We start from the raw sequence: 21,161 nt of genomic DNA on the forward strand, positions 1-21,161 counted from the left end.
ATAGGTCTTGCGGGCCGGACGGCGGTACGGCACAAGGAATGTTATGAACGACGTGCTTTTTTCCTCGCTGGTCGAACGGCTCCACAGCTGCGGACCCGTGCTCAATGCCGGTGCGGCCGACTATACGCTTGAAACCCTGCATGAGGTCGCCAAGGCCGAGGGCTGGCGCGATGTGCTGCTGCAGGCCGAGGCTGCCATTCGCCCGATCGTCGCGGCGTCGCCCTATCTGGCAGGCCTGATGCGTCGCGATCCGCAGCGCCTGCGCGAAACCCTGATCACCGCGCCGGAAGCCCGCCTGAAAGCCATTCTGCTGGCGACCGAGGCTCTGGAGTCACAGGCTGGCACGATCGAAGCGCCGGATATCAATGCTGCCAAGAAGATTTTGCGCCACCTTAAGGCCGATACGCACCTGCTGACCGCCATGGCCGACCTCGGCGACGTCTGGAGCCTCGACCACGTGACGGCGGCGCTGACGCGTTTTGCCGATGCGGTCACCTGTGCCGCCCTGGCCCTGGTGGTGCGCGAAGAGCGCGACAAGGGGCGCCTGCTGCCGCCCGACGATCCCAAGTGGGACAAGGAGCGCGGCGTCCTGCCCGGCCTGTTCGTGCTGGCCATGGGCAAGCACGGTGCCGGGGAACTGAACTATTCGTCGGACATCGACATCACCTTCTTCTGCGATCTGGAACGTTTGCCGCTGAAGGACACGGTCGATCCGCAGACCTTTGCCGACCGTGTGGCGCGACAGGTGGCAGTCATCCTGTCGGAGCGGACCGGCGACGGCTACGTCTTTCGTGTCGATCTGCGCCTACGCCCGGACCCATCGTCGACCCCGACCGTGGTCAGCGTGCCGTTCGCGCTCAACTATTACGAATCGGTCGGCCAGAACTGGGAGCGCGCCTCCTTCATCAAGGCGCGCAACGTCGCGGGCGATCCGCTCGAAGCCAAGCAATTCATGACCGACCTGACGCCGTTCATCTGGCGGCGCAGTCTCGACTATCCGGCCATTGCCGACGTCCATTCGATCAAGCGTCAGATCCACGTCTACAAGGTTGATGAGCGGCTGGAACCTGCCGGCGCCAACCTCAAGCTGGGCGCTGGCGGCATCCGCGAAATCGAATTCTTCGCCCAGACTCAACAGTTGATTTTGGGTGGCCGCGACCCGTCGCTGCGCTCGCGCCGGACGCTGGATGCGCTCGATGCGCTGCGCCGTGCCGGCCACCTGGCGCCAGCCGTCGCCAAGGAACTGAAACAGGCCTATATCCGCCTGCGCAACTGGGAACATCGCGTCCAGATGCTCTATGACGAGCAGACGCACGAACTGCCTGAGGCCGAAGATGGCCGCATGCAGGTGGCGGTGCTGTCGGGCTTTTCGAACCTCAGCCGCTTCGACCTTGCCGTGTCGCGGACCCTGCGTCTGGTCAATGGCCACTACGGCGAACTGTTCTCTGAAGCCGAGCCCCTGTCGTCATCGTTCGGCAGCCTGGTCTTCACCGGTGTCGAGGACGATCCGGAAACGATCAAGACCCTGCAGCGCATGGGCTTCGATCACCCGGACCAGGTGGCGGCGACCATCCGGTCGTGGCACCACGGCCGCATCCCGGCGACGCGCTCTGAACGGGGGCGCGAACTGTTCACCCGGCTGGTGCCGCGCTTGCTTGAGGCGCTGAACGAAACCGGCACGCCATCGATCGCCTTTACGCGCTTCGCCAAGTTCTTCGTGACCTTGAGCGCCGGCGTGCAGATCCAGTCGCTGTTCCTGGCAAACCCCAAGCTGTTCAGCATGGTTGTCGAGATCATGGGCTTCAGCCCGCGTCTGTCCGGCATGCTGGCCCGCCATCCGACGGCTTTCGACGCCATGCTCGACGCCGGCTTCTTCGAGCCGCTGGGCGAGGAGCTCGACGCGCTGATCGGCCGCGAAGTCGAACGCGTGCCGGCCGATATCGAAGCGGTCATGAACGCTCTGCGCCGCGTCGGCCGCGAACAGCAGTTCCGCATCGGCATGCAAATTCTCTCCGGCCGGCTGTCGACCGAGGCGGCCGGCGCGGCCTATGCCCGCGTCGCTGACGCCTGCGTCAACCATCTGGCGCCGTTGGCGATCGACGACGTCACGCGCCAGGCCGGCCGGCTGGACGGCCAGATCGCCATTATTGCCTTGGGTAAGCTGGGTTCGCAGGAGATGACAGCGACGTCTGACCTCGACCTTATGGCGGTTTACCTGCCGGACGATCCTTCAGCCGGATCGACCGTCAAGGGCTGGGCTGCCGAGACCTGGTTCGCGCGCGTCACCCAGCGCCTGATCGCTGCCCTGTCCGCGCCAACGCATGAAGGCACGCTCTACGAAATCGACATGAAGCTGCGCCCGACCGGCGCCAAGGGGCCGGTTGCCGTGTCGCTGGCGGCATTCGAGAATTACTACACCCGCGAAGCCGACACCTGGGAGTTCCTGGCCCTGACGCGCGCGCGTATCGTATGGGCGTCGTCGGCCGACTTCGCTGACCTGGTGCGGCTCAAGGTCGAGACCATCCTGCGCACGCCGCGTTCGCGCCCTGAGACCGCGCTCGACGTTCTCAACATGCGTGCTCTGATGGAGCGGGAACGGCCGGCCAAGACCTTCTGGGACTTCAAGCTCAGCGTCGGCGGCCAGGTCGATGCCGAGTTTGCCGCGCAGTTCCTGCAACTGGTCTATGCCTCCGAAGGCGGGCCATTGCGTTCCGGCACGCTTCAGGCGCTGACGGCCATGCAGCGTGCCGGCCTTGCGCCGCCCGCCGAGATCGACGCCCTGATCCTCGGCTGGCGCGTGCAGCAGTCCCTGGCCCAGGTGATGCGCGTGTCGCTGACGGAAAACGACGACCCGCACAACGAACCCGAAGCCTTCCAGCGCAAGCTGGCGCGCGCGGTCCATACCCGCCGCCTCGACACGCTGGAAAAGAAACTCCGGGATATCCGCAAGCGTGCCCGCCAGGCTTTTGACCGCGTGGTGTCGCCGGAAGCATAAGCATTCTCCTCCCGACCCTTAGTGCCTGGGAGGGAGGAGCGACGGAAACCCTGCGTCACCGCGTTGAATGGTCGTGACGCTGGGGAGCATCATCTGTCGGTGAGTTTTCATGACGTGCGGTTCGCACATATCGGTCTTCTGTGCTAGGAATGGAGCAGGCAATGCCTGACACGACCGTTCTTGCCTGGCCGGGAGGGCCTTCAACCATTTCGCGGAGCGCTGTGAGCACCGATCCCGACGAACACCTGCTGGAACGCATGGGACGTGGCGACATGGCCGCGGTGTCGATACTTGTCTCGCGCAAGATGCCGCGCCTGGTGGCGTTGGCCCGGCGCATGCTGGGTGATCCCGTCGAAGCCGAGGACGTCGCCCAGGAAACCCTGCTGCGCACCTGGAAGCAGGCGGCGACCTGGGTGCCGGGCAAGGCGCGCATCGATACCTGGATGCACCGCGTGGCCCTCAATCTCTGCTATGACCGCCTGCGCCGCCGCCGCGAACAGGTCTCGACCGATGATGTCGAAATCGTCGACACCACGATCAGCGCGCCGGCCCGCATGGAGGCCGCCGAAACCGCCAGCCAGGTCCAAGCTGCGATTAATGCCCTGCCGGACCGCCAGCGCGAAGCCATCGTCCTGACCTATTATCAGGAACTGTCCAATCAGGAGGCCGCCAACGTCATGGACGTCAGCGTCGAGGCGCTGGAAAGCCTGTTGGCGCGGGGCAGACGTGCCCTTCGCACCGCCATGAGTTCTCATAATCCCCACACCTCTGCGGCCCCCGGGAAGGGCCGTCAGGAGAAGGGAGCGTAATATGCCCAATCCCAGTACAATGACAGAAGACCGCTTTCGCGACATCCTCGAGGCCTATGGCGCCGATAGCAAACGCTGGCCGCAGGATGAGCGCGCCGAGGCCATCTCCTATATGCTTGACCACGCCGCAAAGGTGCAGTCGTGGCTGGACGATGCGCGGACGACCGATGGCCTGCTCAATACGTTGTCCGAAACCGACCGCCTGAGCCTGGAAGACAGCCGCAGCCTGCATTGGCAGACCCTGGAACACCTGGCGCGCCGCATGCCGGAAGAGGCCGGGAATGTCGTGGTATTGAAACCGAGAGTCCGTCAGCCCGTCCTGTGGGCGGCTGCGGGTATGGCCGCCTGCATTGCCGGTGCGATCTTCGGCATCACCTTCAGCCTGTCGACGCTCGCCGATGTGCGCGCCCAGGCCGTGCTGGAGCAGGCGCAGGTCTTCGATGACGAGGCCGTGGGATGACAGCGAAAACCCTGAAATGGCTGCTCGGCGTCTCGGTGGCGCTGAACCTGTTCCTGATCGCTGGCGGTATCGGCGCGGGCGTGGTGATGAACCAGCACATGAAGCGCCCGCCGGCGCCGGCAAGCTGGGGCGGGCATCCTAATGAGACAATGACGCCCGAAGCCAAGGCGCGCATCAAGGCCATCATCAGGGAAGCCGCATTGACCGGCGAACCGGACATGGAAAAGGCGCGCACTCTCCGGAAGGATGCGGGCAAGGTGGCTGCCACCGAGCCCTACGATGCCGCCCGTGTTATCGCCCTGTCCGATCAGGCACGCTCCTATGAAGACATGGCGCGCGGCAAGATCGAGACGGCGCTGATCGAGGATATGGCGCAACTGTCGGCCAAGGAACGCGAGGCGGTGGCGAGCTTTATCCTGCGCCCGTCCTTCCGTTTCCGCAAATTCCTTGAAAAGGATGGCGCCCCGCCGCCAAACGGCAAGCCTGTTCCGGCATCGGCCGCGGCGAAACAGCCCTAATTGCCTGTCCGGCAGGTTACGCCCGGTAGATCATATACATCTTTCGTATTGCGGCGGACGGCCAGGCAACGGCCGTCTTCGCTGACGATGTCGAAGGTGATCGGCAGGGCCATGGAATGGGTTTCGTACGGCCCCAGGCGCGGCGGCAGCACACTGACGCTTGAGGCATTGGCCGATTGCGAAGGTCCCAGTTCCACCCGTGCCCGTCCGACCGCGCGCCCAAGCGCATTTTCCAGAGCCTGGCGTGAGGCCGGGTCATCCAGATCGACGGTCGCGACCTGCGTGCCGGCTACCGTCTGGCAGGCGGTCAACCCCAGCGCAACGATCAGGAAGACTGCGAGCCGGTGACGCATGACTACCGCCGCATCGTCATGTCGCGGTTGGTCGTCATGATCCACGGTTCGGGACGTTCCAGCCGTAGCGAAGTGCCCGACGACGTGCTGGCACTGCGGCTGCTGCTGCCGACGGCGGTAATGGTCGCCGCCGGGCAGGTGCCGTTGGCGCCATAGGTGATCGCGGCCTTCAGCAGGCCCTCATTGGCGTCGCCCAGCTCGTGGCCGAAGTCGTCGCCGACCGCGCAGCCGGCGATCTTGACGCCATAGGCGTCGGTCGAATTGTTCGGCGCGAAGCCATCGGCATAGTCGCCGAAGCCGGCCTCGTTCACGCCCTGGAACTGGATGGTGTAATAGGTCTCGCCGCAATTGTCCTGCGGGTAGAAGCCATAGGGTTTGCCGCAGGTCTTGCCGCCGACGATGATGACTTCAACGCCGACACCGCGCAACCCGTTGATGACGGATTCGCTGGCGCTGCAGGTGCTGCCGGTCGTCAGGACGAAGACGCGCGTAAGATTGAGCGCGGGCAGGGCGGTGCCGTTGGCGACCGTGAAGCCAAGGCCGGTCGTGTAGAACGGCGTCGGATTATTGGCCCCGCCGGTCACCGGATTGAGCGTGCCGGCAGCGGTGTTGAAGCGCAGGCGCTCAAACGTCTTGCCGGTCGTCCTGGCATTGCCCGCCACCATGTAGCTGAGCTGCGACGCCACGGCCAGCAGTCCGCCGCCATTATAGCGCAGGTCCAGCACCAGGTCCTTGACGCCCTGGTCCTTCATGCCTTGCATCGCCGTGACGATGTCGTTTTCACTCGAATAGGGGCTAAAGGTATTGAACAGGATATAGCCGGTCTTGTTGCCGACGCCGTCGGTCAGGATGCGCGTCCGGTTGACGGGCTTAGACACCAGGCTGGCCGAGACGAGGGTGACACTGCGGTTCACCGAGGCGCCCGCGTCGCGCACCACCAGATTGGCGGTAACGCCGGCCGAGGACGGAAAGAGGGTATCGTTGAGTATGTCGATTTCGGCCTGGGTCGAGGCGCCATTCACGACGTCGATACCATTGACCGTCAGGATGCGCGTGCCGCGGTTGAGCTTGCCATCGGCCGGCGTGCCGGGATCGGTGAAGACGACGCGGACGTCGCGCGGCACCGTGCCAGACAGGACGGCGATTTCCGCACCGTAGCTGCCGCTCGCCGACGAATTGCGCCGCGCCAGGTATTCGGCTGTCGGTTCGCTGAAGTGGAAGTTGTCCTTGTCCTTGCCCGACGATGTCTTGAGCAGGGTTTTCAGCGCGCCGAAATACTGGACGGGGGTGCTGAGCGTGTTGGGGTTGGTGTCAGCAACCTCGGTGTTCCACAGATAGGTCTCGTGGGTCCACGACCGCAACCAGTTCTTTTCGTCGAGCGTCGTGCCGGCCTTGTCGGGAAAGGCGGTGCCTTCGCTGTCGACGCCGGTGCGCGGGGCCTGGCACTTGTCCTTGAAGGTGCTGGCCGCCTGGAAGACGCCGGCCACCCATCCCGTTGCGCTGCTCGAGGCACTGCTGCTCGATGATGAAGAACCGCCACCGGACGGAACGGACGAACCGCCGCTCCCTCCGCCGCCGCACGATGCGATGACCGCCGTGGCGGCGATGGCGATACAGGCTTGCGCGACTTTACCGATACTGAAGGTGCTCATAAGGCGAAGATGACCACGTTTTCGCCAGTACGGCAAGCGGTCGTCGGGCGTGTTTCAGGCGGCGCGGTCCGCCGAGCGTTCGCTTTCGCCCTTGGCCGGCTGGCGAATCGGCAAAATGATATGCACCCTTGTGCCTTGGCCGGGCAGGCTGTCCAGCTCCATGCGGCCATTGTGCATTTCGGTCAGCGACTTCGAAAGCGCCAGGCCAAGGCCGGTACCTTCCTTGGTACGCAGATACTGGTTGTCGATCTGCTCGAACGGCCGTGCCAGCTTCTGCAGGTCCTTTTCGGAGATGCCGATGCCGGTGTCCGAGACGGTGATGTGGACATTCTCGTCGGTGCGGACGGCGGACACCGTAATCGTGCCCTCCTTGGGGGTGAACTTGACGGCATTGGTCATGAGGTTGAGCAGGACCTGCTTCAGTGCGCGGAAATCGGCTTCGATCTCGGGCAGGTCGGGCGGAATGTGGGTGCGCAGCTTCAGGCCGGCCTTTTCGGCGCGCTGGCGGATCAGGCGCAGGGTGTCGTCGGTGACCTCCTCGACATTGACCGGCTCGAAACGCAGGGTCATCTTGCCGGCTTCGATCTTGGACATGTCGAGAATGTCGTTGATCAGGCTGAGCAGGTGCTGGCCGGAGTTGAGGATGTCGCCGGAATATTCCTTGTAGCGCGGGTGGCCCAGCGGGCCGAACATCTCCGACGACATGATTTCGGAAAAGCCGTTGATGGCGTTCAGCGGGGTACGCAGTTCGTGGCTCATATTGGCCAGGAACTCGCTCTTGGCGTGGTTTGCGGCCTCGGCGCGGATCTTGGCCATCTCGTACTTGCGCGCCAGGACCTCCTGCTGCTTGCGGCTCTGCTCCAGCTTTTCGACCAGGGCCTGCAGTTGTTCCTCGTTCCGGCGGCTCACCTCTTCCTGGACCTTGGCGGCGGTGATGTCGGCGCTGGTGACGACGCGGCCGCCCTCACGGGTCGGGCTTTCGGATATCTGTATCCAGTGGCCGTTGTTAAGTTCGGCCTCGATGACGCTTTCGCGGCCGTCCGCCACCGGAACCTGACGCCGGATGGCGATCTGGATGACCTGTTCGATCAGGTCGCGGGGCGTGCCTTGGCGCAGGAAGCGCTCGTCGACATTGAACGTCGTGCCGAAGGTCTTGTTCCACATGGTCAGGCGGCCATGACGGTCCCACAGCACGAAAGCGTCCGACACCGAGTTGATGGCGTCGAGGAGGCGTGTTTCCGCGCGTTGCGCACGGATCTGGGCAACGCGTTCTTCGGTGACGTCGAGTGCCACGCCGGACAGGCGCGCGAAGCCCGATGCCGAGCGTTCGCCGACCGCCTGGCCGCGCGCATCGATCCACAGGGCGCGGCCACCTTCGCGCGGGACACGGAAGGAAACGTCGAACGCGCCTGTCAGGCGCGCCTCCTTAAGGGCCTGGGTCACCGCGCCGCGATGGTCTGCAGCCAGTCGCCCCAGCACTTCGGACGTCGAAGCGACACCACCCCCGCCCCAGCCCAGCATGACGCCGGTGACGTCGGACATGTAGATCAGGTCCTGGTCCAGGTCCCAGTCCCAGATGCCGCAGTGCGCCGCTTCGACCGCCAGCCGGTAGCGTTGTTCGCTGGCCTGGAACTCAAGCGTCTGTCGGCGGCCGCGCCGCGCCTGGTAGATCAGCAGAACCGTGAAGAGTACGCCGACCAGTAGGGGCCCGCCGATAAACAGGATGCCGGTGAGCAGGCTGGTCGAGATCGAGAAGAAGGGTTCGGTCGGAATGGCATTGAGAACCAGCAGACCGTCGCCACCGGCGGGACCGACGCGTGCCGAGGCGATCTTTATGAAGCCTGCACCTTCGCGCGCGCCCTGGATGAGGTTGCGGCTGTCGGCGCGGTCGCGTAACTGCGCCGGCGCCACAGCGAAGGCGGTGTCGGTATCCTGGCCGACCAGGCGGCTGTCGGACGCCGCCAGGATTACGCCGTCCTTGTCGACCAGAAGGCCGAGGCGCCCATCGACGGAAGTCTGCAGGACAGCCGGATCCAGTCGGGCCACCAGCACGCCAGCGGCGGTTTCCAGAGTCATATAGGGCTGGGCCTGGCCGCTGAGGCGTGAGCTGAGGACATTTACCGTCAGGCGCTGGCCCGTTTTCCCTGCTGCGGCCTCGGCCGCCTTGCGGATCAGGGTGTGGTCGTCAGTGCCCGACATGGCGGCGATGGTGCCCGTGCCGCCTTCGACGCGCACAACGGCCAGACTGGCCAGGTTACCGTGCGCCAGCTTGAGGCCGGCCTCTGTGACGCTCAGCGTGTCGTTGGGGGCAAGCGCGATGCGATCGGCGCCGGCTTCGAGCGCGGCGCGCGCCAGGCCAAGCCGTGCCTCGGCGCGTGCCGCCGCCATTTCCGCGCCATCGAGCAGGACCTGGCCCTGGCGGTCCTTGTCGGCCGACAGAGAATTGCCAAGCTGCAGCGTCGATATGGCTGAAAACAGGCCCATGCCCAGCAGCAGGACCAGTATCGTCAGGCGCATCCACAGAGGCACCGTATTGGGAATGAAGCTGAGTGCCGCCCGGGTAATGCCGCCGGTCACGCTGTTACCCGATGCCGATCCGGCGCGCGCCTTCGTCTCCGGCTGGGCCGGGCGGGTGCGGGAATGTTGGCGCCGTGCCGTCAAGCTTTGCTTCGCTTTGCTTCTGCGCCCGGCAGATCGCGCGGGGAGCTTCAGGTTATTGTTTTTCCAGCGCTTGTACCGAAAGCCGGCTTACGGTTTTCGGCGGGCGCAGGGGGTATCCGTGATTCGCGTTAACGAACAGGGTAAACGCCCCGTTAATCTATTGTCGAGAGTCTTAAGGCCTGATGAATTCGAATAAGGGCTGTGCGGTAGGATTATCCACTGCATCATGGCCGTCGAGCGCCTTAGCCCGCCGCCGCGGCGTTCGGCGGCTGATGGTCGGCCGTCCAGCCTTCGCGGCGTTCCGGTCCGTCATATTTCGGGTCCATGCGGCGGCGGCGATCGGGACCGAAATAGCTGCTGGTCTTGATATATGGGCGGGGATAGTCGACGATGGCGACGACTTTTCGATAGAGTTCCTGCGCCGTCACCGGCTTGCAGCAGAACTCATTGGCGCCGGCGTCGCGCGCGGCCAGCACGCGTGAACGCTCGGAGTGCGCGGTCAGCATGATAACGGGAACGTAGCGGTTCGGACTGTCGGAAGAGTTGCGCACCAGCTTGACGAACTCGATGCCGTCGAGGACTTCCATCTGGTAGTCGGTGACCACGATATCGATCGAATCATGCTTGAGGCGGTGAAAAGCGTCGGTGGCGTCCTTGGCTTCGAAAATCTGGGTCGCGCCAAAGCCGCGCAGGATCGTTTTGACAATATTGATCATGTGGGCGTTGTCGTCCACTACCAGGAACCTGACGCGTTCGAGGCCTGCCAATATCCTGTCCTTCTAAACGATATACCGAAAAGCCTGTGCGGGTTTCGGTGGAACATCGCGCTGAAACAAACACTCGCCCGCGCGCGGCAGGCAACCGTTTACAGTCTATGAAGGCCAATGGCTTAAGAAGGGTTAATAGGGCGCTTTGCCTTACCCCTTCACCGGCTGTAACCGTACCTACCCTTCCAGCGCCTTGGTCGCCAGTTCGGCGACGTTCTTGGACAGGCTGGGCGCCTTGGCGATCGTCTGCAGGGCCTCCTTCATCAGGTCGTTCCAGGGAGCGGCGTAGAAGCGGAAGCGGCTGAGCGGTTCGATCAGGCGCGCCGCCGTCATCGGATTGAAGCTGTCGACCATCAGCACCTGCTCGGTCAGGAAGGCGTAGCCTGCGCCCGACCGATCGTGGAAGACGCTCTGGTTGCCGGCAAAGGCCTGGACCAGGGCGCGCCAGCGGTTCGGCGTCCTGGCATCGAAGTCCGGATGGGATTTCAGCGCCTGGACGCGTTCCAGAGTCGCCGGGTGCGGACAGCTGGATTGCAGGGCAAACCATTTGTCGATGACCAGGGGTTCTGTCTTGAAGCGGTCATAGAAGGCGTCGAGCGCCTTCTGGTAGGGCTGGCCCTGGACATAGGTCAGGGCGGTAATGCCGCCGACCATGTCGGTCATGTTGGTGGCGTTGACGAAGTGCGCCTCGGCCAGGGCGACCAGGCCCTCCTTGTTGTCGCTGTCGTTATAACTGGCCAGCATCAGGTCCAGAAGCGCGTTACGCAAGGCGCGCTGGCCGGCGGCAGCCGCATCGGGGCTGAAGGCGACCGGCGGGATGATCGCGTTATACTGATCGTGCAACAGGGTGGTCAGGCTTTGCGACAAGGCCTTTTTGAGGTCCATCCGGCGCCTGTAGATGAAGGCCGGATCGATCGGGCTCATGGATTGCGCCAGATCCGCCTCGGTCGGCAGGGCCATGATTAGCGCCTTGAAGGCCGGCTCCAGCGTGTCGTCTTCGAGGCACGCTTTCAGCGCTTCGGCAAAGCTGTCGATCAGCGCCGGTGTTGGGGCGGGATCGAGGATGATGGCGCGGGCGAGCCCTTGGGCGGCTTCCCAGCGATTGAAAGGATCCGTGTCGCCCTTGAAGCGGGCAAAGGCGTGCTCGCGCGGTTCTTCGATCGTCAGGATAGCCGGAGCCGAGAAGTGGCGCAGGGCCGAGATGACGGGTTGTTCGGTAACGCCGGTCAGGACGACGTCTTCGTCGGCATGACGCAAAACGTGCAGGCCGTCACTGGCCGCGCCGCTATTATAACTCATGGATTCGCCGCCCGTCGTCAGGAGCCCGAAGCGTACCGGGATCGGCACGGACGACTTGTCGGGTTGGCCCGGTGTCGGCAGGGTCTTCTGGCGCAGTTTCAGCGTCAGTGTCTGCGCGCTGGCATCATATACTGGCGTGATGTCGAGGCGCGGCGTGCCTGCCTGGACATACCATTGCAGCCACGGCGAAAAATCCTCAGCCGTCACGGCTTCGAAGCTCTTCAGAAAGTCTTCGAGCGTCGCCGCCGTGCCGTCATTGGTCTCGAAATAGTGGTCGAGCGCCTTGCGGTAGGTTTCGGGGCCGACATAGGTTTTCAGCATGCCGACGATTTCGGCGCCTTTTTCGTAGATCGTCGCGGTATAGAAGTTGTCGATCTTGACGTAGGACGACGGCCGGACCGGGTGGGCCAGCGGGCCCGAATCCTCAGGGAACTGGCGGGCTCGCAAGGCCTTGACGTCCTTGATGCGGGCGACGGCATGGCCGCGCATGTCGCCGGAAAAGCCCTGGTCGCGGAAGACGGTCAGGCCTTCCTTCAGGCACAGCTGGAACCAGTCGCGGCAGGTGACGCGGTTACCCGACCAGTTGTGGAAGTATTCGTGGGCGATAACGCTTTCGATGCGCTCGTAGTCGAGGTCGGTGGCGGTCGCCGGATCGGCCAGCAACAGCGAGGCGTTGAAGATGTTCAGCCCCTTGTTTTCCATGGCGCCGAAATTGAAGTCGCGCACGGCAACGATCATGAACAGGTCGAGATCGTATTCGCGGCCGTAGACGTCCTCGTCCCACTTCATCGACCGCTTGAGCGCGTCCATGGCGTATTCGGCGCGAGTCTTCATGCCGGTATCGACGTAGATTTTCAGCGCGACGCTTCGGCCCGACATGGTGGTGAAGGCGTCTTCGAGGACGTCGAGTTCGCCGGCGACCAGGGCGAACAGGTAACAGGGCTTGAAGAACGGATCTTCCCATTGCGCATAATGGCGGCCTTCCGGCAGGTCGCCGGTCTCGATCAGATTGCCGTTCGACAACAGGTGCGGGAAGTTCTGCTTCGGGGCTTCGACGCGGACGGTGTATTTCGACAGAACGTCGGGACGGTCGAGGAAGTAGGTGATCTTGCGGAAACCCTCGGCCTCGCATTGGGTCGCGTAGCGGCCGGAAGACATGTAGAGACCTTCCAGCGTCTTGTTGTCCGATGGGTTGATCTCGACCTCGGTCTCCAGGATGAAGCGGTCCGGGACATCGGTTATGGTCAGGGTCTCGGCCGTGACCTGGTAGTCCGTTTCCTTGAGGTCTTTGCCGTCGATGGCGACGCTGATCAGCTTAAGGCGCTCGCCCAGTAGGACCAACGGGCCAGGGCTCTGGCGCTCCAGTGTCAGCCGCGCGCGAACCCGCGTCGTTTCCGGCGCCAGGGCGAAATCCAGCTCGACTTCGGGAATGCGGAATTCCGGCGCCTTGTAATCGCTGAGGCGGATAGGCTGGGCTGTGTCGGTGCGCATGGGCGGTCTCCGGAATCAATTCTCCAAGGTCATGGGGCTTAGGCATGACCTTGGCAAGCGCAAGTGCGCGCCCGGGCCGGACGCGCTCAAAAGCGAAGCGTTAGCGCATCGTCACGAGCGAGGAGCCTCGCGGCGACTGAGCGCTACCAACTGTCGATTTAGGAACTCATTTCAAAGATTGCAGTGCCCGGCAATTGTTTTGCTGCGGGATTAAGTAAGAAAGGCTTTAAGCTGTCGCCGGCTTCGCGGTCGCTACGGCGTCGCCGTCGATGATTTTCCGCAGCTGTTCCGCGCGCTTGGCCAGGGTCATGACGTCATCGTCGACGTCGGTATTCTGGCGCACATAGTCGCGCAGGTCCTTGGCGATCTTGTACAGCGCGGGGCCGGCAGCGATCAGGCGGGCCTGCATTTCGATGAGGTCCGGATCACGCTCGTATTCGGCACCCGGCACGCGCCAGCCGCCCCAGTCGTTCTGATCGGTCACAACGACGGGATAGGTGCCAGGGAAGGGGTGGTGACGGCTCTCATCCGGGCTCTGCCATTTGTTGCGGGCGCGCATCAGGCGCCAGTGGCCCAGGCCCGGTGTCTTGTCGGGGGTGTCGTTGGTGCGCGTGTCGGCACTGAGCTCTTCCGCCGAGAAATCGCGTCCCAGGCCGCAGTCATAAGTGACCCGGACAGGTTCGTCGAAACCCTTGACCCACACAGGGTTGACCTTGTCGATCACGGCCCAGGTACCGACCGGTTCAACATAGACCCGCTGGTGGCGGTGGAAGGAGGCTTTTGCCATGGGAATCCCTGTTTTCGTTCGGGCTGTTCACCAGCAATACCTGAAAAAACTTTAGAAATGGCAAAGGAACGGTATCCGGATATTTTGTTGCGCGTGCAACAGCGTTTGTAATGCGAAAAAAATTTAGGAAAATTTTTCACAATACAAGATCTTGTTTTGACTGAACTGTTATCGCTACCGAGCCCGCCGGCTATTCATCCGGTGTCGGATGGACTGCTTTGCAGTGCACAAATTTCCCGCTAATCTGCCTGCAGACCTGTATGTGGAGGCGGATGCCATGGATGACACTTCTCTCGATCCCGTAAGGCATCATATCGCGCTTTTGGACGGTCTGCTGCATGAGGCGGTGCGCGATTTCGGCCGCGATCATATCCTTGACCTGATCGACGGACTGATCGCCGGCAATTGCGACCTGGCCGCCTTGAGCGAGTCCGAAGCTGCGCATGCCGCGCGCATCATGACCTGCTTGTCGACGCTTCAGGTCATCTCCGAGGATGTCGACCAGTTGAAGCAGGTCGATATGTTCACCGCCTCTGACGGTTCGCGCCTGGCGACGACCCTGACCAATGCCGTGACCTCGGCAAGGGGTGAGGGCATGACCCAGGACGAGGTCGAGACCCTGCTGGCCGGTATCCTGGCCTCGCCGGTCTTCACCGCCCACCCGACCGAAATGCGCCGCGCCAGCGTCGCCATGCGCGAAACCGAGATCACCCAACTGCTGCAGGCGCACGAAAAGGCCGGCAGCAGCGACAGGAAGACGATCGAGGACGAGCTTTACCGCGCCATCGCGCTGTTGTGGAACACGCGTCTCAACCGCCCGGAACGGATCACGGTCAAGGACGAGATCAACAATCTACTGGGTCACGTCGAACGCTCGATCCTGCCGGCGCTGGTGGCGCTCTACGGAGAATGGGGCCGCAATCTCGAAATCGAACGCGCCTTGCCGAGCGTCTTGAAGCTCGGGACCTGGATCGGCGGCGACCGCGACGGTCACCCGCACGTCGATGAGGTAACGCTGAACTACGCCATCAAGCAGCAGGCGCGCCTGGCCTTCCGGTTCTACTTCGGCCAGCTGGAGCAGCTCGACACCGAACTGACCCTGTCGGACGAACTGACCAAGGTGTCGGAATCCCTGCTCGAAATGTCGCGCAAATCGATGGATGGCAATATCCATCGCGTCGATGAGCCCTATCGCCGCGCCATCGCCTGGATCAAGGATCGGCTGGTTCGGACGCGTAATCATATCCTGGACGAAGACGACCGCCGCGGCAATGTCGCGGCCCCGCCGTACGAGACCTGCGAGGCCTTCATCAAGGACTTGAAGGTTATCTGCGACTCGATCGCCGAACACGGCGGCAAGCGCATGATCGGCAAGACGCTGAAGAGCCTGATCCGCATTGCCCGGTCTTGCGGCTTCCACCTGCTGACCATCGACCTGCGCCAGAATTCCGACGTTCACGAACGCGTCGTCGCCGAGCTGTTCACCCAGTCGTCGGAACTGGTCGACTATCTCGGCATGTCTGAAAGCGAACGCTGTTCCGTCCTGCTGGCGGAACTGACCAATGACCGGGTCCTGCGCTGGCCCTATGCGCGCTATTCCGACGAGACGCGGCGCGAACTGAAGATCGTCGATGCGGCCGCCAGCCTGATCAAGACCTTCGGTCCCGATGCCTTCGGCGCCTACATCATCTCCAAGGCAGCGTCGGTGTCGGACATTCTCGAGCCGCTGGTCCTGCTCAAGCAGGCCGGCCTGGTGCGTGGCGGACCGCAGCCGCACACGATGATCAAGATTTCGCCGCTTTTTGAGACCATCGGCGACCTGGAAGCCGCGCCCGACATCATGAAGAAGTGGCTCGGTAACTACGCCGTCCGTTCGCTGATGGGCCGGCCACTGATCCAGGAGGTCATGCTCGGCTACTCCGACTCAAACAAGGACGGCGGCTACACGGCATCGCGCTGGTCGCTGCACAAGGGCTCGAAGGCGGTCAAGGCCGTCTGTGACGACTCGAAGGTGCAGTTGCGTCTGTTCCACGGTCGTGGCGGTAGCGTCGGCCGCGGTGGCGGGCCTGCCTTCGAAGCCATCCTGGCCCAACCGGAAGGCACTGTCGGTGGTCAGATCCGCGTCACCGAACAGGGCGAGATGATTGCGCGCAAGTTCGGCAATCCGCAGGTGGCGCAAAAGACGCTCGACGCCTTTGCCGCCGCGACCTTCCTGGCGTCCAAGCCTAATGGTCATACGGTGCGGCCGGCCGGTGACAGCGAAATGGAAGCGCGCTTCACCCCGATCATGGACCGTATCTGCGAAGCCTCGTTCAAAGCCTATCGCGGCCTGGTCTATGACGACCCGCATTTCCTGGCCTTCTTCCGCTCGGTGACGCCGATCTCGGAAATCTCGGGACTGAAGATCGGCTCGCGCCCGGCGTCGCGGACGGCTTCAGGCAAGATCGAGGACTTGCGCGCCATTCCGTGGGTGTTTTCCTGGTCGCAGTCGCGGCTGATGCTGCCGGGCTGGTACGGCTTTGCCGCCGGCGTGCGCGAAGCCGGCATCAGCGATGCCGAGTTGCAGGAGATGGTCAAATGGGACTTCTTCGACGTCTTCCTGGCCAATATGGAAATGGGCATGGCCAAGGCCGATATGGGCGTCGCTGAGTCTTACGTGGCGCTGGCGACCGAGCCGGAAGAGGCGAAGCGCATCTTCGCCCAGATTCGTTCTGAGTTCGACGATACGGTGGCGTTGATCCTGCGGACGCGCGGCGCCACGACGTTGCTGTCGACGCACGAGCGGCTGCGCGGCCAGATCGAGCGTTCCAAGCCTGTTTTGGATGCGCTCAACCGGTTGCAGGTGCATCTGATCGGCCGTTTGCGCGGTGGTAACGATCACAAACTGGTCCAGCTTGCGGCGCAATTGACCGTCAACGGCATCTCCGCGGCTCTGCGCAACACGGGCTGATTTTGCCGACGGGCTCGGCATGACGAGTTGGCAGGCTTAAGCGGTGTAAGCCTTGCCGTCGATTTCGGTGCCCGCGGTGAAGTTTGAATTGCCCCTCACCCTAACCCTCTCCTCGCAAGCAGGGAGAGGGGACTGGATTCATTTTCTCCGTTAGCGCTAACAATTATGTAAAGGCCTTGTTTCGTAAGGCCAAGTTCCTCTATATGGGATTTCAGGATGCCGCACGGACGGTGTCAGACACTATGCGCCCGCGTTAGAAAACTTGACGCAGGGCGTGGCATACGACAACGCTGTCATAAGCTTGTGCGGTCGCGGGCCGCGAAGCGAAGACGGTCAATCAGGGAACGGTTTTATGGCGATATCCTCCAGCGCGCGTCAGCAGGTCTTTGTCCTTGTCGGCGGCACCGGCGACCTGGCCATGCGGATGCTGTGGCCGTCCCTGGCCATGCTCGATCAGGATGGTTACCTGGCCGACGACCTGCGCATCATTTCGGTGGCGCGTGAGGATTGCGGCACCGAGGTCTGCGTCGACCGTATCGGCAATGCGGTGCAAAAGCGTATCGGCGCCGATCTGGAAGCCGCCACCCTGCCGCGCTTCCGCAAGCGTATCGTGCACGTCGCGCTCGACGCCGCCAATGACGACTGGGGCACGAAGCTGAAGGCAGAGCTCGGCAATGTCGACGCGCTCGACATCGTCTACTTCCTGTCGGTGTCGCCGACCCTGTTCAAGCCGATCTGCGAGCATATCGAGCGCGCGGGCCTCAACAAGGCGCCGAACCGCGTCGTTATCGAAAAGCCGATCGGCCGCGACCTGGCAACCTCGAAGATCATCAATGACTCGGTTGCCCACGCATTCTCCGAAGACCGCACCTTCCGCATCGACCACTATCTGGGCAAGGAAACCGTCCAGAATCTGATCGCGCTGCGTTTCGGCAATACGGTCTTTGAACCGCTGTGGAATGCCCAGTCGATCGACCACGTCCAGATCACCATCGCCGAAACCGTCGGCACGGGTGAGCGCCTGGGCTATTACGACGAATACGGCGCTATCCGTGACATGTTGCAGAACCACCTGCTGCAACTGCTGTGCCTGACCGCCATGGAGCCGCCGGCCGGCCTGTCGTCTGATGCTCTCAGAGATGAAAAGGTCAAGGTGCTGCGTTCACTGAAACCGATAGACGCCGCGAATGTCATGCAGAGCACGGCGCGCGGCCAGTATGGTCCGGGCTTTGCCGATGGCGGCGCCATCCGTGGCTACGAGGCTGAAAAGGGCTCGCCGTCGGGCACCGAAACCTATGTCGCAGTCAAGGCGGAAATCCAGAACTGGCGCTGGGCGGGTACGCCCTTCTACCTGCGAACCGGCAAGTGCCTGCCGTCGCGCGCTACCGAAATCGTCATCCAGTTCAAGGCGTTGCCGCACTCGATCTTCGGCGGCGAGGATAAGGCCAACCGCCTGATTATCCGCCTGCAGCCGGATGAAGACATCAAGCTGTCGATCATGAACAAGTCGCCGGGCCTGACCGCCGAGGGCATGCACCTGCAATCGCTCGACCTCAGCCTGTCGCTGATCACCGCCTTCGACGGAAATGGCAACAAGCCGGCCCGCCGCCGCATCGCCTATGAGCGCCTGATCCTCGACGCCCTGAACGGCAACAACGCCCAGTTCGTCCGCCGCGACGAGGTCGAGGCCGCCTGGGCGTGGGTCGACGGCATTTCCGAAGCCTGGAAGCAAGCCTATCCGAAGCCGCAAACCTATCCCGCCGGCACCTACGGCCCGGTCAGCGCTTATACGCTGCTCGACCGTGATGGCCGCACCTGGAACGATTGAAGGGTGAGCGGGCAGGGCCACATGATCACTTTCGACGGCGCCAAGGGGCCCGTCGCAGTGCGTTGTTTCGACAGCGCGGCGGAAGCCGGGGCGTGGATCGCGCCAAACATCGCCAAGTCTCTCAAGGACACCATTGCCCAGCGCGGCAAGGCCATCTGGCTCGGTTGCGGCGGTAACACGCCAAAGCCGATCTATGAGCAGCTGGTCACCGAAGATATCGACTGGGACAAGGTCAAGCTGTTCCAGGTCGATGAACGCTTCGTGCCGACGGATGACGCAGCCTCCAATACGCGCATGATGCGTGAGGCGCTGAACAGCGTCCTCGGCCAGGGCGCCATGGAGCTGATCTCGCTTATCCAGGACATCAACGACCAGTATGCCTGCGCCGCCAAGGCTGAGGCGAAACTGCGCGAACTGGGCGGCGGTGAGCCGCCGGTGTTCGACTTCGCCCTGATGGGCATGGGGCCGGATGCGCACTATGCGTCGATCTTCCCCGGTCACGCCATCAATGGCGTCGTCTACAATACCGACGCCCTGGTTCTGCCGGTCTCGGCGTCTACGACCGAGCTGGAACCCAAGCTGCCGCGTATCACCTTGACGGTGCCGGCGATCAACGAGTCGCGCCGCATCCTGTTTTACATCACCGGTCAGACCAAGCTGGACGTGCTGAAGTCCGCCGCCCTGTCGACCGATCCCTATACATCGCCCATCGGCGCCTTCCTGGCACAGTGCCCGGTCGCCGTCGAATTTGTGTGGGCGCCCTGAGGTAGTCCCATGGCTGAATTGCACCCCGTCCTCGCCGAAGTCACCCAGCGCGTCATCGAACGCTCGAAAGATCTGCGCGCCGAATTCATGAGCCGCACCGACCGCTATAAATCGGACGAGCCGCGCCGCAAGAAGCTGAGTTGCGCCAACTACGCGCACGTCGTGGCCGCGTCTTCGGATACCGACAAGCTGCAACAGGCGCTGGATGCCGTGCCCAATATCGGCGTCGTGACCTCGTACAACGACATGCTGTCGGCGCACCAACCCTATCACGACTATCCGGACAAGATCCGCGTCGCCGCCCGCAAGGTCGGCGCCACGGTCCAGGTCGCCGGTGGCGTACCGGCCATGTGCGACGGCGTCACGCAAGGCCGTCCGGGCATGGAGCTGTCTCTGTTTTCGCGCGACGTCATCGCCATGGCGACGGCGATCTCGCTCAGCCACGATGCGTTTGACGCGGCGCTGATGCTCGGCATCTGTGACAAGATCGTGCCGGGTCTGGTTATCGGCGCTTTGTCGTTCGCCCACCTGCCGGTCATCTTCGTGCCGGGCGGTCCGATGTCGTCTGGTCTTCCGAACCCGGAAAAGGCCAAGATCCGTACGCTTTATGCGCTCGGCGAAGTCGGCCGCGATGCACTGCTGGCCGCCGAAATGGCTTCCTATCATGCCGCCGGGACCTGCACCTTCTACGGCACCGCCAACTCCAACCAGATGATGATGGAGATCATGGGCCTGCACGTGCCGGGGGCGGCCTTCGTCCATCCCCATACGCCGCTGCGTGAAGCCCTGACCGCTGCCGCCACCGAGCGCGCGGCAAAGACGGCTGAGAACGGCAAGGACCCGAAGCGCCTGGCCGACGTGCTGACGGAAAAGGCTTTTATCAATGCTGCCATTGGTCTCCTGGCCACGGGTGGCTCGACCAACCACACCCTGCACCTGCCAGCGATGGCGCGGGCGGCGGGTGTAATCATCACCTGGGAAGACATGGACCAGCTGTCGCGCGTTGTGCCGCTGCTGGCGCGTGTCTATCCGAATGGTTCGGCCGATGTGAACCACTTCCACGCCGCCGGCGGTATCGGTTTCGTCATCCGCGAACTGCTGTCGGGCGGTCTGCTGCACGAAGACGTCGACACCATCTGGGGCCATGGTCTCAGCCTCTATGCCACCGAGCCCTTCCTGGATGAAGGCGTGCTGACCTGGCGCCCGGTGCCGGAGCACAGCCTCGACGAGGCCGTCGTGCGTCCGTTGTCCAATCCGTTCCAGCCCGAAGGCGGCTTGCGCGAGCTCAAGGGCAATCTCGGCCGTTCGGTGACCAAGACCTCGGCCGTCAAGCCGGAGCACCAGATCGTCGAAGGCCCGTGCGTGGTATTCGACGACCAGGACGACTTTCTGGCGGCCTTCAAGGCCAAACAACTGCCGGAAGGCGATTTCGTTTGCGTGGTCCGTTTCCAGGGGCCAAAAGCTAACGGGATGCCGGAACTGCATTCGCTGACGCCGTCTTTGTCGTCGATCCTCGATCAGGGCCGCAAGGTGGCGCTGCTTTCGGACGGCCGCATGTCGGGCGCGTCAGGCAAGGTAACCGCTGCGATCCACCTGACACCGGAAGCGGTGGAAGGCGGGCCGATCGCGAAGCTGCGGACAGGCGACCTTATCCGGGTCGATTGCGTGGCCGGAACTGTGGACTATCTCGGAGATGCCGCCGAGTTCGCTCAAAGACAAAACGCTGAACGGCCAAAAGAAGCCGACGGTGTAGGTCGGGAACTTTTTGCACATATGCGACGCGTCGTGGGGCCAGCCGACGCGGGCGGTGCGGTCTTTTGGTAAGG

Annotated in this window: 14 protein-coding genes; 8 read left to right on the top strand and 6 right to left on the bottom strand. The window is 63.2% G+C overall.

The window, feature by feature from the left end:
- Positions 1–43 precede the first annotated feature (43 nt).
- From AC1DON_RS00890 to AC1DON_RS00905, 4 genes are all read left to right on the top strand, one after another.
- Positions 44–2,995 carry a bifunctional [glutamine synthetase] adenylyltransferase/[glutamine synthetase]-adenylyl-L-tyrosine phosphorylase gene (locus AC1DON_RS00890; RefSeq protein ID WP_476932845.1) on the top strand — a complete coding sequence of 984 codons (2,952 nt, stop codon included), beginning with the start codon at positions 44–46 and terminating at the stop codon, positions 2,993–2,995.
- Positions 2,996–3,252: 257 nt separating this feature from the next.
- Complete coding sequence (locus tag AC1DON_RS00895; protein WP_476933462.1) at positions 3,253–3,804, top strand: RNA polymerase sigma factor; 552 nt, start codon at positions 3,253–3,255, stop codon at positions 3,802–3,804.
- A gap of 1 nt (position 3,805) precedes the next feature.
- A complete protein-coding gene (locus tag AC1DON_RS00900; protein ID WP_476932846.1) occupies positions 3,806–4,264 on the top strand; it encodes a hypothetical protein in 459 nt (152 codons plus the stop codon).
- Entirely contained in the window at positions 4,261–4,782 is a 522-nt protein-coding gene (locus AC1DON_RS00905; protein WP_476932847.1) for a periplasmic heavy metal sensor, read from the top strand. The genes AC1DON_RS00900 and AC1DON_RS00905 overlap by 4 nt, the downstream gene beginning before the upstream one ends.
- On the opposite strand, the gene AC1DON_RS00910 is transcribed toward AC1DON_RS00905, so the two are convergent.
- From AC1DON_RS00910 to AC1DON_RS00935, 6 genes are all read right to left on the bottom strand, one after another.
- Positions 4,779–5,135 (bottom strand): hypothetical protein, encoded by a 357-nt coding sequence (locus tag AC1DON_RS00910; RefSeq protein ID WP_476932848.1) that lies wholly within the window; start codon positions 5,133–5,135, stop codon positions 4,779–4,781. The genes AC1DON_RS00905 and AC1DON_RS00910 overlap by 4 nt on opposite strands.
- 2 nt (positions 5,136–5,137) lie before the next feature.
- Positions 5,138–6,787 carry a S41 family peptidase gene (locus AC1DON_RS00915; protein WP_476932849.1) on the bottom strand — a complete coding sequence of 550 codons (1,650 nt, stop codon included), beginning with the start codon at positions 6,785–6,787 and terminating at the stop codon, positions 5,138–5,140.
- Positions 6,788–6,841: 54 nt separating this feature from the next.
- Positions 6,842–9,448, bottom strand: coding sequence for a sensor histidine kinase (locus AC1DON_RS00920; RefSeq protein ID WP_476932850.1), 2,607 nt, complete (start codon positions 9,446–9,448; stop codon positions 6,842–6,844).
- 242 nt (positions 9,449–9,690) lie between these two features.
- Positions 9,691–10,215 (bottom strand): response regulator, encoded by a 525-nt coding sequence (locus tag AC1DON_RS00925; protein WP_476932851.1) that lies wholly within the window; start codon positions 10,213–10,215, stop codon positions 9,691–9,693.
- Between the two features lie 177 nt (positions 10,216–10,392).
- A complete protein-coding gene (pepN, locus tag AC1DON_RS00930) occupies positions 10,393–13,005 on the bottom strand; it encodes an aminopeptidase N (protein ID WP_476932852.1) in 2,613 nt (870 codons plus the stop codon).
- Between the two features lie 226 nt (positions 13,006–13,231).
- Entirely contained in the window at positions 13,232–13,792 is a 561-nt protein-coding gene (locus AC1DON_RS00935) for a hypothetical protein (protein WP_476932853.1), read from the bottom strand.
- Between the two features lie 277 nt (positions 13,793–14,069).
- Between AC1DON_RS00935 and ppc the strand changes: the two genes are divergently transcribed.
- The 4 genes from ppc to edd all read left to right on the top strand — a co-directional run bounded on the left by ppc (position 14,070) and on the right by edd (position 21,159).
- The gene (ppc, locus tag AC1DON_RS00940; protein ID WP_476932854.1) at positions 14,070–16,742 is read left to right on the top strand and encodes a phosphoenolpyruvate carboxylase; all 2,673 of its coding nucleotides are present in this window, start codon (positions 14,070–14,072) and stop codon (positions 16,740–16,742) included.
- Positions 16,743–17,094: 352 nt separating this feature from the next.
- Positions 17,095–18,570: a glucose-6-phosphate dehydrogenase gene (gene zwf, locus AC1DON_RS00945; RefSeq protein ID WP_476932855.1), complete on the top strand. Its 1,476-nt coding sequence runs from the start codon at positions 17,095–17,097 to the stop codon at positions 18,568–18,570.
- 21 nt (positions 18,571–18,591) lie between these two features.
- The gene (gene pgl / locus AC1DON_RS00950; RefSeq protein ID WP_476932856.1) at positions 18,592–19,335 is read left to right on the top strand and encodes a 6-phosphogluconolactonase; all 744 of its coding nucleotides are present in this window, start codon (positions 18,592–18,594) and stop codon (positions 19,333–19,335) included.
- A gap of 9 nt (positions 19,336–19,344) precedes the next feature.
- On the top strand, positions 19,345–21,159 hold the full coding sequence (gene edd, locus AC1DON_RS00955; protein ID WP_476932857.1) for a phosphogluconate dehydratase: 1,815 nt from the start codon (positions 19,345–19,347) through the stop codon (positions 21,157–21,159).
- The last annotated feature ends 2 nt before the right edge of the window (positions 21,160–21,161 follow it).

The organism is Asticcacaulis sp. P4_H10 (assembly GCF_056400965.1).

Excerpts from the sequence above, each read along its gene's own strand:
- AC1DON_RS00890 (WP_476932845.1), top strand. The coding sequence starts at position 44 with ATGAACGACGTGCTTTTTTCCTCGCTGGTCGAACGGCTCCACAGCTGC.
- AC1DON_RS00895 (WP_476933462.1), top strand. The coding sequence starts at position 3,253 with ATGGGACGTGGCGACATGGCCGCGGTGTCGATACTTGTCTCGCGCAAG.
- AC1DON_RS00900 (WP_476932846.1), top strand. The coding sequence starts at position 3,806 with ATGCCCAATCCCAGTACAATGACAGAAGACCGCTTTCGCGACATCCTC.
- AC1DON_RS00905 (WP_476932847.1), top strand. The coding sequence starts at position 4,261 with ATGACAGCGAAAACCCTGAAATGGCTGCTCGGCGTCTCGGTGGCGCTG.
- AC1DON_RS00910 (WP_476932848.1), bottom strand. The coding sequence starts at position 5,135 with ATGCGTCACCGGCTCGCAGTCTTCCTGATCGTTGCGCTGGGGTTGACC.
- AC1DON_RS00915 (WP_476932849.1), bottom strand. The coding sequence starts at position 6,787 with ATGAGCACCTTCAGTATCGGTAAAGTCGCGCAAGCCTGTATCGCCATC.
- pepN (WP_476932852.1), bottom strand. The coding sequence starts at position 13,005 with ATGCGCACCGACACAGCCCAGCCTATCCGCCTCAGCGATTACAAGGCG.
- AC1DON_RS00935 (WP_476932853.1), bottom strand. The coding sequence starts at position 13,792 with ATGGCAAAAGCCTCCTTCCACCGCCACCAGCGGGTCTATGTTGAACCG.
- ppc (WP_476932854.1), top strand. The coding sequence starts at position 14,070 with ATGGATGACACTTCTCTCGATCCCGTAAGGCATCATATCGCGCTTTTG.
- zwf (WP_476932855.1), top strand. The coding sequence starts at position 17,095 with ATGGCGATATCCTCCAGCGCGCGTCAGCAGGTCTTTGTCCTTGTCGGC.
- pgl (WP_476932856.1), top strand. The coding sequence starts at position 18,592 with ATGATCACTTTCGACGGCGCCAAGGGGCCCGTCGCAGTGCGTTGTTTC.
- edd (WP_476932857.1), top strand. The coding sequence starts at position 19,345 with ATGGCTGAATTGCACCCCGTCCTCGCCGAAGTCACCCAGCGCGTCATC.